Source organism: Citrobacter amalonaticus, from assembly GCF_018252635.1.
Taxonomy (GTDB): Bacteria; Pseudomonadota; Gammaproteobacteria; order Enterobacterales; family Enterobacteriaceae; genus Citrobacter_A; species Citrobacter_A amalonaticus_E.
The window spans coordinates 287739-300603 of record NZ_JAGTXM010000003.1 but is presented as its reverse complement, the minus strand read 5'-3'; the positions used below and the strand labels follow the sequence as shown (position 1 = coordinate 300603).

Annotated in this window: 11 protein-coding genes and 1 tRNA gene; 10 read left to right on the top strand and 2 right to left on the bottom strand. The window is 48.3% G+C overall.

The window, feature by feature from the left end:
• Positions 1–6: 6 nt before the first annotated feature.
• The 10 genes from KE671_RS11135 (at position 7) to KE671_RS11090 (ending at position 11474) form a co-directional block, all read left to right on the top strand.
• The gene (locus KE671_RS11135; protein WP_206163008.1) at positions 7–666 is read left to right on the top strand and encodes a fimbrial biogenesis chaperone; all 660 of its coding nucleotides are present in this window, start codon (positions 7–9) and stop codon (positions 664–666) included.
• A gap of 12 nt (positions 667–678) precedes the next feature.
• Positions 679–3150, top strand: coding sequence for a fimbria/pilus outer membrane usher protein (locus KE671_RS11130; RefSeq protein WP_206163007.1), 2472 nt, complete (start codon positions 679–681; stop codon positions 3148–3150).
• Positions 3151–3152: 2 nt separating this feature from the next.
• A complete protein-coding gene (locus KE671_RS11125) occupies positions 3153–4154 on the top strand; it encodes a fimbrial protein (protein WP_206163006.1) in 1002 nt (333 codons plus the stop codon).
• 668 nt (positions 4155–4822) lie between these two features.
• Positions 4823–5530, top strand: coding sequence for a fimbrial biogenesis chaperone (locus KE671_RS11120; RefSeq protein WP_206163005.1), 708 nt, complete (start codon positions 4823–4825; stop codon positions 5528–5530).
• Between the two features lie 14 nt (positions 5531–5544).
• On the top strand, positions 5545–8001 hold the full coding sequence (locus KE671_RS11115; protein WP_206163004.1) for a fimbria/pilus outer membrane usher protein: 2457 nt from the start codon (positions 5545–5547) through the stop codon (positions 7999–8001).
• 5 nt (positions 8002–8006) lie between these two features.
• Positions 8007–8987: a fimbrial protein gene (locus KE671_RS11110; RefSeq protein WP_241029831.1), complete on the top strand. Its 981-nt coding sequence runs from the start codon at positions 8007–8009 to the stop codon at positions 8985–8987.
• A gap of 103 nt (positions 8988–9090) precedes the next feature.
• Complete coding sequence (locus KE671_RS11105; RefSeq protein ID WP_206163003.1) at positions 9091–9639, top strand: fimbrial protein; 549 nt, start codon at positions 9091–9093, stop codon at positions 9637–9639.
• A 57-nt stretch (positions 9640–9696) separates the two neighbouring features.
• Positions 9697–10239, top strand: a complete 543-nt coding sequence (locus tag KE671_RS11100; protein WP_206163002.1) for a fimbrial protein — start codon at positions 9697–9699, stop codon at positions 10237–10239.
• A 71-nt stretch (positions 10240–10310) separates the two neighbouring features.
• The gene (locus KE671_RS11095) at positions 10311–10901 is read left to right on the top strand and encodes a fimbrial protein (protein ID WP_206163001.1); all 591 of its coding nucleotides are present in this window, start codon (positions 10311–10313) and stop codon (positions 10899–10901) included.
• Between the two features lie 33 nt (positions 10902–10934).
• Positions 10935–11474, top strand: coding sequence for a fimbrial protein (locus KE671_RS11090; RefSeq protein ID WP_206163000.1), 540 nt, complete (start codon positions 10935–10937; stop codon positions 11472–11474).
• Positions 11475–11731: 257 nt separating this feature from the next.
• On the opposite strand, the gene KE671_RS11085 is transcribed toward KE671_RS11090, so the two are convergent.
• Together KE671_RS11085 and KE671_RS11080 are read right to left on the bottom strand one after the other, a co-directional pair.
• Positions 11732–11807, bottom strand: a tRNA-Phe gene (locus KE671_RS11085).
• Between the two features lie 105 nt (positions 11808–11912).
• Positions 11913–12620 carry a DUF554 domain-containing protein gene (locus KE671_RS11080; protein ID WP_206162999.1) on the bottom strand — a complete coding sequence of 236 codons (708 nt, stop codon included), beginning with the start codon at positions 12618–12620 and terminating at the stop codon, positions 11913–11915.
• Positions 12621–12865 lie beyond the last annotated feature (245 nt).

The following is a 12865-nucleotide window of genomic DNA, read 5'->3' as shown; positions in this document are numbered from 1 at the left end:
ATATAAATGAAAAAATTGTTGATTATTTTTATCGTGTTCTCCTTTCCCTCGTCGGCAGGCGTCTTGATCAACGGAACACGTATTATCTATGCGGAAAGCAATAAATCGGGAAGTATTTCAATTGAAAATCCGGAGGCGTCCCGGGCTTATCTTATTCAGTCATGGGTTGATGGCGGTGATAAAAAAAACACAAGGCAGTTTATTATTACTCCACCCTTGTTAAGAATGGATGCTGGTGACAGAACGGAGCTTAAAATTATTCGCGTGGCGGAGTTGCCCTCAGACAGAGAAAGTCTCTTTTGGCTGAATATTAGGGCGATTCCTTCAGCAAAAAAAGGTCATGACAACAGTCTGCAGATTGCTGTGAAGTCGAGAATGAAGCTTTTCTACAGGCCTCTGGCACTGGCTAAGTCACCAGCCGAAAGCGATAAGAAGCTGGTCGCGCGTTACAATAGCGGGCATGTTGACGTGACCAATCCGACACCCTTTCACCTTGTGTTTTACTCATTTGTGGTAGACGACAATGAGATAAAAGAAGCGGATGTCGTTAAGCCATTTTCAACGGTCAGTTATCCTCTCAGGGGAAATCGTTCACCTAAAACAGTATCCTGGCGTCTTATTGATGATTTTGGGACCGTAACCCATATACAAAAACAGATGCTGTAGTCTTTTTATTCTATGAATATAATAAATGCCTTTTTTAGGGTAGGGTTGGCTTTATTTTTTATTCCGGCATACGGATGTGCTGAGGACTATTTCAACCCCGCATTTCTTACGCTGGATGAGGGCGTCTCGTCTGATGTTGATCTCAGCCAGTTTGAGCAACATGGCGCGCAGGCTCCTGGTCAATATGAGATGAATGTCAAACTTAACCACTTTGATATTCAATCCATGACGATTGATCTAGAACCAGGCGCTCATCAGCCTTTGGTTGCCCGATTCACGAAAAGCCAATTGAGTACACTGGGGATCGATCTCAGGCAATTACCTGAGCTGAATTTACTGTCTGCACAAGCCCTCACGCCACCACTGGAGGAATTGATCTCCGGAGCAATCTCAGAGGTGGATTTTCTCAGCCACACGATTCGCTTATCGGTGCCGCAAAAAAATATTGAAAGACAAGCGCAGGGGACAATCCCTCCTGAAAAGTGGGATGACGGGATTACCACCCTGTTTACAAACTACGCCTTCTCGGGCTCTCTGAACCGACAGCAGGCATATGGATCCCAAAATAACAGCTATCTGAATCTGCATAATGGCCTGAATATGGGAGCATGGAGGGTACGTAATACCGCGATTTGGAGTAACAATCGCTGGGATTCAACAAATACCTATGTGACCCGAAATCTTCTGTTATTCGGCGGAAGTCGCTTCACCCTTGGAGAATACTGGTCCAATAGCCTGCTTTTTGACACTTTTCAGTTCAAAGGTGTGACGCTTGAGTCAGATGATTCAATGCTACCTGAATCCATGAAAGGATTTGCGCCAACCATACGGGGAATCGCAAAAACCGATGCCAGAGTTGAGGTGAAACAAAACGGCTTTACGGTGTATGAGGACTGGGTTCCACCTGGACGTTTCGAAATAAGAGATCTTCATCCGACCACGGCCAGTGGTGATCTCCAGGTCAACATTTATGAATCAACGGGTGAGGTCCGCAGTTTTCAGGAACCCTACTCGGCGGTACCTGTTATGCAGCGCGAAGGACAGGTGAAATATACAGTCTCGTCAGGGATATATGGTGGCAACGCTGAAAGCGCGAATCCTGAATTTGTCCAGAGTACGCTGGCATATGGTGTGTCTACTCGCCTCACGGCCTATGCCGGGATTATCGCGGCAGCCGACTATTTTTCCTGGGGAACTGGTATGGGTTTTGGCCTGGGTTATTTCGGATCGCTATCTACCGATTTCGTCAGAACCCAGGGGCATCCTCAAAAGTCGTCTGTCGATAAAGAGTTAAAGAGCGGTTATATGCACATGCAATATGCCAAAATAATCCAACCCACCAGTACTGGTGTAACGGTAGAAAGTTATTTCTACAATAATAAAAGCTACCGTTCTTTTTCAGACTTTAACTCACGTGTTTATGACGGAAATAATCGCTTTAATCTACAACGGAAAATGAATGCTACGATTAGCCAGCCGCTTCCGGCTGAACTGGGGGAGATATTTTTTTCATCCTCAATAAATAAGTATTGGGAGGAGCAAAAATCGGACACCTCATTTACTCTCGGTTATACCCTATATGATAAGGACGTCAGTTATAACTTAACCTTTGCTCAAACCAGAAGTACTGAAAGTAGCGGAAACGATCGACAGATAGCGCTATCCGTACAAATTCCGTTAGGCGTGTCGCATACAAATACCTGGTTGTCATGGAATGGGCAAAGCTCAAATCATGAACGTTCTCGCCATCAGGTAGGGCTCAATGGCGTGTCGCTGAAGGATAATGCTTTATCCTGGAGCATTCAGCAATCTTTCGGCGCTAACGCTGCAGTCCGCAGTGGAAATATGCAGGCTAATTACCGGTCCCGCTATCATCAAAGTAATGTGGGCTATAGCTACAACCATGATAGTCACAGTCAGCAGCTAAATTATGGCATCAATGGTGGCATTGTGGCGCATCAGGAAGGCGTGACGTTTTCTCAACCCATTGGTGATACATTTGCCCTGATAAGCACAGGTCATGTTCGCGATATCAAACTGGAACATACGACCAATATTTCCACGGATTCTGAGGGATACGCTGTCGTCCCGTATCTGACCCCCTATCATCACAATAGTCTTGCCATCGATCCGACTTCTTTTTCCGCCGAGGTCGAAGCGGACAAGACGCGTAAGGATGCGGTTCCCACAAAGGGGGCGGTAATATTACGGCGATTTGATTTAAAAACCGGGCATAAAGCTTTATTTACTCTACTCAGGAAAAAGCATGTCGTTCCGTTTGGCGCGAACGTTACGCTTCGTGGCAGCGATATAATGAGTATGGTCGGAGATAATGGCGAAGTCTATTTAAGCGGTTTGCCCGATCATGGGGCTCTCCATGTTTCATGGGGGAAGGGGGAAATGGCGAATTGCAGCGCAACCTACCGTATCGATAACCCTGCGTTGACAAATGGGATCTTTATTAACGATCTGGAGTGCCAGTAAGAATGAAATATATATTCTCCGCCATTATTTTCTCAGTCAGCATGAGTGTCAGCGCGGCTGATGGTATTTGCCATTCAACCAGCGGGCAAAATAAGTACACCGTTTTTGTCAATGAGATGCTCGCCGGTCATCGCCAACAGGACAAATCCCTTCCGGATGTAAGATGGTCTGAATCGCCCTATCAACTGAGTTGTGTCTGCTCGCCCGCTTTTCGCCATGATCATGTCACGTGGAAAGCAACCACCAACCTCGCGCCATTTAACGAAAAAAAATATTATTACCAGGTCAATGACTATCTGGCTGTCAGGACCAATGTAAATGTTCAGGGGGAGGAGTGGGAACACTACGTTCCTTTTGATGGCGCGATTGATAGTGCTCCACTCCATGGCGATTGCCAGAGAATGTATGAAACGACAGGCACCAGCGGAAGTTTGTCGTTGTATCTGCGAAAATCCGTCTCCGGTCAAATTCACATTCCCAGAACGCGTCTTTTCCAGTTATTCGCGACCACACATGAATCGTCCGGTGCTCCAAATGATGGATTTGGTCATGAGCCCATCAGCGAACTGTGGCTGGAAGGCGACATTACGGGCCCGGCATCCTGCGTCATCAACGATGGCAATATTATTCATGTTGATCTGCACGCTGTAAACCGTAATGCGCTGAATCAGCGGGGGAAGAAGCCCGATCGCTATAGCGATGAGCGCGTGAAAATATCACTGAAATGTATGAATGTGAATGAAGCCGTGCAGGTTAAACTCCGGCTAAGTGCTGTTTCTGTAGGGCAGGATCTTCCTGCAATCAAAACCAGTAACCCGGATGTCGGGATTGTGCTGGAACATGCGAAGGCAAGAATTATCCCGCAACGCACAGAAATTCCGGTTCCCATTACGGACCAACATGGTGAAGTAGAACTTGAGGTTTATCCTGTCAATGCCCGGGGTAACATTCCAGTCAGTGGGGTTTTTGAAGCGACCGCCGGTCTGGATGTGATTTATAAATAAGCGGCTGCCTGCGTTGCCAAACCCGGTTCACTGCGATCAAAACCCGCCTTTTTGGCGGGATGTCTGAAATAGAATGTCGGGCCCGATTGGTGTATGTCCTTCTTACTGAGGAGGCTACACAGTCGGATAGTGCCTCGCAGCATTATCGTTCATCCTCGGAGATTCATCCGTAACGGTCTTTGCGGTTTTGTTATTAGCAGGCAGATGACGATGCTATGCTTTTTTTCTGTATAAAAGTGAGGCTGGAGGCGTAAATACACCAGTGTATGAATAATTAGTTGCAAATTGTCATAACTTTTTATTTATAGCTCATCAAGACAGCATATTCTTTTGGTAGGTTGGGGTTTTATAAAAGTCAATACCCCATCGTTGTTTTGAATTGGAATCCCGCACTGTAATGAGTCCCAATTGGGATGAGTTTATGGCTTTACAATAAACTTATATATAATTGAGTGGGGTCTGAATAATAGTAAACATAAAATTCATTCATGCATTTAATATTATAAATGTCGACGCCTTGACAGGCCTTCTTGACGTCAGTTCAGGCACCTGTTTATCATGATGCTCATTAAGACGGGCACGTATTGAATTGCTTGTTTTTTATTATGGACATTTCCGTCATGCTTTAGTCACGGAGATGTTTTCTCATTATTGTCACCGGAAGCGCAATGAAAAAAATATTTGCATCGGTTCTCCTGTCGATATTTATCTTGTCAGGAACGGTTCATGCCGCATTAACATTAAACGCGGACCGTCTGGTTTATAACGAAAAAGACGGAGATGCGTCGGTAACGATCCACAGCTCTGAAGAGCGAGCTTACCTTATTCAGTCCTGGATAGACGCGGGAGACAGCTCGGCCACCAAAAAATTGCCCTTTGTGGTAACTCCGCCATTGTTTCGTCTGACGCCAAAGAGCGATAACGTGATTCGGGTGGTTTATCTCGGCAATGGGTTGCCAGCCGATCGCGAAAGCCTGTTCTGGCTGGATGTAAAAGGTGTTCCCGGGCTCACCGACTCAGAAGCTAAAGTGGAAAACCGAATGGTGTTAGCCGTTAATAACCGCATTAAGTTCTTTTTTCGCCCGGCGGGCCTGAAAGGCGATCCGGGTGAGGGGGTGAAGAATTTGCAATGGTCTCGTTCGGGTAATAGTGTCACTGTTAATAACAGCTCACCGTTTAATCTGGTGTTAAGCGATATTATTGTCGATAAAGAATCTGTCCCGGTTTCTGTTGTGAGTAATAACACGGTCATTCCGGCGTTTGGCAATAAGACTTATCAAATTAAACATACACTATCGGCTAATACCCGTGTGGAATGGGATGCGATTAACGATTTTGGCGTAACTTCAAAAAAATATTCACAGCAGCTTAATTGAAAATTTAAGACGTTATGCAACACACAAGGATTTCGTGGCTTGCTTTATTCGTCGCGTCAGTGATATGCCGTCCTCTGCATGCAGGGGAATATTTCGATCCAGGATTGCTGCAAACCGTAAATGGTGGAGCAACAATCAACGATACCACGCTATTAAGCCAGGGTTACCAACCTCCTGGTACTTATCAGGTGCATATTGACGTTAATGGTCAAGCGCGGCTGGTGAGCAGTATCCGGTTTGAACTGAATAAAGATAAACAGCTCATTCCTTGTTTATCTTTTAAAACCTATCAGGAGCTTGGGGTGGATATGAATAAAGTTGACTCAAAAAATGAAGATAACGCGCTGACGAATACCTGCAAGTCAATGGAGGAACAACTGCCGGGTACAAAAGCCGTTTATGACTTTGCCTCACTCCAACTGGATATTTCCATTCCGCAAACGCTGTTACGTGATGAGAGCGAACAGGGGGTTCCTGTAGAAGAGTGGGATGATGGCATTCCTGCGCTCATCACTCAGTACCAGCTGTCAGGACAGCAGTATATCCGTCACAGTACAAATACGACAGATTCTGTTTTCGCAAACCTGACCAATGGCGTGAATATCGGACGCTGGCGATACCGTAATAATTCAACCCTTAGTAACGATACGGGCTGGAAGAGTCTCTCCAGCTATGTGGAGACCGCAGTGCGTTCGCTCAAGGGAGAACTCACTGTGGGGGATGCCAGCACCCCGGCGGATGTTTTCGACAGTCTGCTGGTCCGTGGCGTCCAGCTTAGCTCTGATGACGATATGCTCCCTGAACAACTGAATGGATTTGCGCCACTCATTCGCGGGATTGCAAAAAGTAACGCTCAGGTGACAATCAGAGATAACGGTTATGTCATTTATCAGCGCAACGTGCCGCCAGGCCCTTTTGTCATTGGCGATCTCTCGTCCGTCTCTAACGGTGGCAAGCTGGATGTGACGGTGACGGAAGCGGATGGTTCAGAGTCTCACAGCACGGTCGCTTACTCAAATGTGCCGCAACTGCTGCGCCGTGGACAATTTAAATACAGCCTTGTTGGCGGGCATTTTCTGTCAAACGACGGCGCCGTCATGGATAACCCTGAGATTGCTCAGCTTACGCTGTCCTATGGTTTGCCTCTGAATACCACGCTATATGGCGGCAGTCAGTTGCAGGCGCAATTTAAGGCATTCAGCGCTGGCATGGGGGTTGACTTGCAGCGCCTTGGCGGAATCGCCGTTGATAATACCCATAGCCGCGCGCAGCGTGAAAACACACCAGAATACACGGGGGATATGTTGCGTCTGACTTACCGCAACAGTATCCCGGAATCGAATACACAAATTCAGTTGGACAGTCGTCATTATCGACACGATTACCTCTCATTCAACGACTGGGCCAATACAAAAGATCTGTTTCAGGACAGCCGCAAGCGTCGTGAATACAACTTAACCCTGAACCAGGAGCTCACGACCGAACATAGCCTGTACGCCACGCTGAGCCGGACGGAAAATGCCGATAACAGCATCTCTCGTTCATGGCAGCTCGGCTGGAATGGTTCATGGAAGCTGGTGAGCTTTTCGCTTGCCTGGAGTATGACGCGAAACGAAAGCGATGCTGAATGGGACAAACAACTGGCGTTCACGCTTTCCGTTCCGTTAGGTGAATGGTTCCCGGCCTCTCAGCCCATGATCAACTATACCACCACCTCGGGGATGAAAGGCGACGTGAGCCAGCAGATGGGGATCGCTGGCAAAGTGGGAGAACGACAGGATCTCAACTGGAATATGCAACTCTCCAGTGACACAGGACAAGATGGAGGTGATACGCAGAGCGGTTCTCTGGGTCTCGATTATCAGGGGAAATATGGCGATATGAATGTCACTTACAACGCCGATCACAACCAGTATCTCTCCTGGAATGCATCCGGAAGCCTTATTGCCCACCGTCATGGCATGACGGCAGGCCGCTACTCCAATAACAGTCTGGCACTGGTCGCTATTCCGGGAGCCGCCGACATTCCTCTGGATGGCGGGCAGAATGTCGTGACCGACTGGCGGGGTTATGCGATCGTCCCCGATCTGCAAACTTATCGCCGCAATTCACTCAGTATTGATACCCATACCAGCAAAGCGGTGGATTTTGTCAGCACCTCCGCTCAGGTTGTGCCGACTAAGGACGCCATTGTGCTGGCGAAATTTACGGCGATAAGCGGACGTAAAGTGGTCATGACGGTAACCCGTCAGGGAAAAACAGTGCCATTTGGCGCACGGGCAACTATTGATGGCAGCAACGACACTTATTACGTCGGCGATATGGGGCAAGTTTATCTGAACGCGGCGCCTGACAGCGGAAGCGTAACCTTCCGCTGGGGCGACAAACAAACCTGCTCAGCGCCTTATAGGCTGCCAGCAAAAGAGGGGGAAACGCTCCCCATCGCCATACTCTCCGTTGAGTGCCATTAAGGATAATGATGATGAAATTACGCCTGATGACACTGTTGTTCAGTAGCCTGACGCTTTGGGCGGGAGAGGCTCTGGCGCTGGAAGACGCGTGTACGCTCAATCAGCAGGTAAAACGCCAGAGCCTTACTGTTCCTGTCTCTGTGCAACTACCGACCACAATGACTTCGGTTTCTGTTGGTACCGTACTGTACAAGAAAGAGCAGTCGCTGGCGCAACTTACGGGGACGCATCGGCCAATCCTGCCCGTCTGTATTAAAAAAAACCATCAGACGCTGGTCGGTCGTATTAGCAGTGCTCAACGCGGGAAAAATATCTGGGCTACGTCTTTGCCAGGGCTGGGGGTGCGTATTACGGTGATTTATGACAAACCCGGTATGCCCCATAAAGAGTGGCTGCTGCCTTTTAACGCCGTTCTCGACGACGTAACGCAAAAGGAACTGACCACAGAGGATATTAAATTAAGATTTGAAGCAATAAAAACCGGCCCAATCGAGGGTGGGACGTTCAGCGTAAAGCTACCGTCGTTACTGACCCTAAGCGATAATTCGCTGGTGGTAAATCTGGCGCTCACTGTTATTGCCGCGAAAGCGCATTGTTCAATCTTAATACCTCAACCGCAAATTGATCTCACTCCCATTGATGCAAAAGAGCTACTGGACAATCGTCATGGTGCCGACTGGCCTGTGAGCGTGAATTTACAGTGCCTGAATACTCAGCATGCAAGCATTAATATCGAAGGCGTTTATGCAGCGAATACTCCAACAGTGTTTGCAAATGTGGCAACGGACACCCCGGCAAAAGGCGTCGGAATTGAAATGGCATTTAACGGCATCGTTATGCAGCCAGGCCATCCTGTAGATATTGCCATGCCCCAACAACAAATGGGATTTCCGCTACCGCTTTCCGTTCGCTATGCCAGAACGGAACAATCTGTTTCAGGAGGAAAAGTAAAAGCGCAAATTACGCTCCATATTAATTATCTGTAATCCACTAAACCGTAAATAAAAAATACGGAAGACCACTTGCGCTTTTTAGGGCGCAAGCGTGCTTCGCTTATTTTAATTTCAAGGAAAATACAAGGATATCAGTATGAAGAAGTCACTTTTAGGTTTAGCCGTTTCCGCCATGTTTGTTATGGGTGCTGCCCAGGCACAGGATGTTTCCGCCACGCTGAGCGTAACGGGTACGGTAACCAACAACGACACGGGCTGCGCGATTAACCTGACGCAGAGTTCAGTCAAAGTGAACGGAGACATCACAAGTATGGCTGTTCAGGGGGCTGATGCACTGCCAACCAGCCTTGTTCAACTCAGCGTAACCGGGGCCAGCGCAAGCGCAAACGATGTTTGCGACTCACTTGCGGATGAGGGCAAACTGGCTTATCGCTTCCTTGGCACGGTCGATACTGCGGATGGTAACGTACTGGCTAACACGAATACCGGCGAAGGCGCAGCTACCGGTGTAGGGATTGCTCTGTATAACCTTGGCGGCAAAGTGGTCCCTGTTAACAGTGGAACGCTGCCTGTAGAAAAAGGAACGACAACCGCTCTGGGACTCGGCCTGGTGAAACTCACTGGGCAGACTCCGGTACAGGGTTCAGTACAGGGTTCATTGACCATTCAGCTTGATCGTCTGTGATTTATTTCTCCTCACCACTGGTGAGGAGATTTTTAAATGACATGCAAGGATAGAAAGATGAAAAAATCATTATCCGCAATCAGTGCATTAACGCTACTGATTGCAGGCACGGCCCTGGCGCAAACGGATCCAAAGGACATTTCTGCTGCGCTTTCCATTAGCGGTACCGCTTTTAATCCAGCCACCATCTGTACTGTGAGCATCAATCCCACCACCATTAGTATGGAAGCAAAGATTGAACAACTGGTAGAACAAGGCGTAAAGCAGCTCCCTTCTGATATCGTCAATATTTCTGTTAATGGCGATGAGAATTGCCTCGCGATGGTCGCTGACGGGAAGATGGGCTACCGCTTCACTGGTGCTGGTGATTCCGTTACCGGTCATGTGTTGGCTAACGCAGATACTTCTGCGGCTGCAGCATCAGGTGTTGGCGTGGGTATGTTCTCGATTTATGGCGATCCCATTGCGCTGAATACCGACCTGCTAAAATCGACCGGTGCAGACCATTTAGGCTTAAAACTGGTTTCACTCGACAGAGCGGTTCCTGCAACGCCAGGTAACGTCAGCAGCACGCTGACAGTGCAAATCGAACGCCTGTAATTTTCACCTTAGATAAAACAGCAAGAAAGCCTGCTTTTTTGCTGTTTTTTTCATTCCAGACTGGAATCATCATGAAGAAAAAATCACTGATTCTTGCTGTAAGTTGTGCCTTGATTTCTGTCATCACGCCTTTACGAGCAGCAGAAACCACGCAGGACTCAGGGCAAGATTTCGTTGTTTATGGCCGGCTTGAACGTGTGAAAAGCAGTTGTACCGTGTTGATGAGCAAATACGTTCTCTCTTTGCACCACAGTGCGACCTTGCTTCCTGAACAAGGAAGCCCGGTCACCTCGATGGTGCCCGATGACCATATCTATATACAGTTGGGCGGGGATAACTGCGATGCAGAGGAAGGCTACAAAAATATCGGTCTGAAGTTTGTGGGGAAAGCTGATGATATTGATGGCAGCGTGCTGGAAAATACTGATACCAGTGAATCAGCCGCTACGGGGATCGGGATCCAGCTTTTCGGTATGGATAAGAGTGCGATAGTGCCAAATGTGACTATCGCCAGATTCCCCGCTGCGGTCAGTGGGGACGGGAGTCCAACGACGCACCCGGCCTCATTCCCGCTGAATCTGGCGCTTGTTAAGCTGAAAAACAGTAGCGTGACATTGGGTTCCGTCAAAACCAATCTGACAGTACAAATCGAACGCCTGTAACCATTGCAGGATGACCCATTCTAAGGGAAAAAAATGACAAAAACGCATTTTCGCTTTTTCCTCCTGCCACTCATGCTGGCGGCAGGCATCGGGCAAGCGATCGCTGAAGAGAACACCGCTACGTTGCAGATATCTGGTACAGTCAAGCCAAATACCTTCAGTTGTACGGTAATGCTCAATGAATCCTCAATTTCACTGTTGGAAAAAACGGATACGTTGATCAAACAAGGGGATGAGGCCACCAATCCGATACTCATCCATATTTCAGTCGACAGGACTAACAGCCAGTGTGCCACGCTGGCTGATCAAGGCAAAATTGCCTTTAAAGTGCTCGGCAATGCTGATACCACCGATGCCAATGCGCTGGCTAATTCGCTTACGGATGAAACGGCGGCTAAAGGCGTAGCCATTGGTGTTTTTGACAGCGCCAACAAACCTTTTGCTATCAATAGCGGAACACTACCGCTACAGGACGATACGACGATTGGCATACAAATGGTGCAACTGACGGGGCAGGAAGTGGTGCCGGGAAATATTAACTCCATGGCAACAGTACAAATTGAACGTCTGTAGTCTCATGCCCATCTGATGATGGGCATTTTCTCTCTCATCACTTCTCACTTCGCCACATCTGGACGCTCTTTCTTCTTAACCCCAGATTAAATCAGCCATATTCTCTAATTCAAATCATGTATCGCTGCGCTGGTGCTGAACGCCTGTCATGTCTACGGTCAGAGGGGTAAGCGGATAAGGCATTTGCGCCGTCATCTGGCAATTCCCAACATAGCCCAAAAGCAAAAACCCAGCCATAGGCTGGGTTCTTTAAATAGTGGTGCCCGGACTCGGAATCGAACCAAGGACACGGGGATTTTCAATCCCCTGCTCTACCGACTGAGCTATCCGGGCAACGGGGCGCATTAAAACCGATCCGTCTCGTTTCGTCAACGAAATTTCTTCATTTCAACGCAGACTGCACAATCTATCACCACTTTGCTGTTATTGCACGCATTCTCAGGCGAAATACGCGGTCCAGGCGGCAGAAAGCGGCATGGCGAGGAGCAGCGCCGGGAGCATATTGACCACGGCAAACATTTTAATCCCGCAGATGCGTAAGCCGGTGGCAACCAGCAGTAATCCCCCGACCGAACTGAAATCGGCCATCATCGCAGGGGTGGTGAGCGGCAATATCAGCGCCGCACAGGTCGCCAGTGAAAGCTGGATGAGCAGCATCGGGGCCGAAATAGCCGAAACGGCGATACCCAGCGAGCAGGCGAAGATCATGGCGGTAAAGAAATCGAGGAAGGATTTAGCAATCAGGATACTCGGATCGCCGGTCATCCCTTCGCGCATGGCCCCAAAAATCCCCGTGCCGCTGGCGCAGAATAGAACGATGATCGCGACATAGTTCTGGATAAACGATTCATGGGGCTGCTTTTTCCCGGGCCGCATAAAGAGTGTTTGCGCTTTGGCGACGGCTTTGTTGATCCCTTTTTCCAGATAGCAAAACTCACCAATTAATGCGCCGACCAGCGTTGCCAGCACCATAACCGGAAGATTGGCGCATTTGACCACCAGTAAGATACCAATGCCAAGCGATGCGAGACCGAAAATAGAGGTCATTGAGACACGAATCCGTTCCGGCAAACGTTGGCTCAGAAGGGCGCCAATAACGCCACCCACCAAAACGGCGCTGGCATTAATAAAAGGTCCGATTACCACGTAAGCTCCTGCTAATTATTTTGTCAGATTGCATTATTATGACTTGGTTCTCATTTACAGTGTTGTTTAACCGCAACAAGTGTGCATAAGAATTAACTCTTGCCCCTCCTGGTTAAAGGTGCCATGATTGCGCGAATTTTCTCCAGTCCGTTCGGGGCCGCATGGGATGAACGCAACACCTTCACATCGCCTTTCGCATCGCCGCTTAGCGCGATGTCTGCCCCTTCTCGTAATTCCTTCCCTTT

Coding starts and splice junctions, on each gene's coding strand:
- KE671_RS11135 (WP_206163008.1), top strand. CDS start 7: ATGAAAAAATTGTTGATTATTTTTATCGTGTTCTCCTTTCCCTCGTCG.
- KE671_RS11130 (WP_206163007.1), top strand. CDS start 679: ATGAATATAATAAATGCCTTTTTTAGGGTAGGGTTGGCTTTATTTTTT.
- KE671_RS11125 (WP_206163006.1), top strand. CDS start 3,153: ATGAAATATATATTCTCCGCCATTATTTTCTCAGTCAGCATGAGTGTC.
- KE671_RS11120 (WP_206163005.1), top strand. CDS start 4,823: ATGAAAAAAATATTTGCATCGGTTCTCCTGTCGATATTTATCTTGTCA.
- KE671_RS11115 (WP_206163004.1), top strand. CDS start 5,545: ATGCAACACACAAGGATTTCGTGGCTTGCTTTATTCGTCGCGTCAGTG.
- KE671_RS11110 (WP_241029831.1), top strand. CDS start 8,007: ATGATGATGAAATTACGCCTGATGACACTGTTGTTCAGTAGCCTGACG.
- KE671_RS11105 (WP_206163003.1), top strand. CDS start 9,091: ATGAAGAAGTCACTTTTAGGTTTAGCCGTTTCCGCCATGTTTGTTATG.
- KE671_RS11100 (WP_206163002.1), top strand. CDS start 9,697: ATGAAAAAATCATTATCCGCAATCAGTGCATTAACGCTACTGATTGCA.
- KE671_RS11095 (WP_206163001.1), top strand. CDS start 10,311: ATGAAGAAAAAATCACTGATTCTTGCTGTAAGTTGTGCCTTGATTTCT.
- KE671_RS11090 (WP_206163000.1), top strand. CDS start 10,935: ATGACAAAAACGCATTTTCGCTTTTTCCTCCTGCCACTCATGCTGGCG.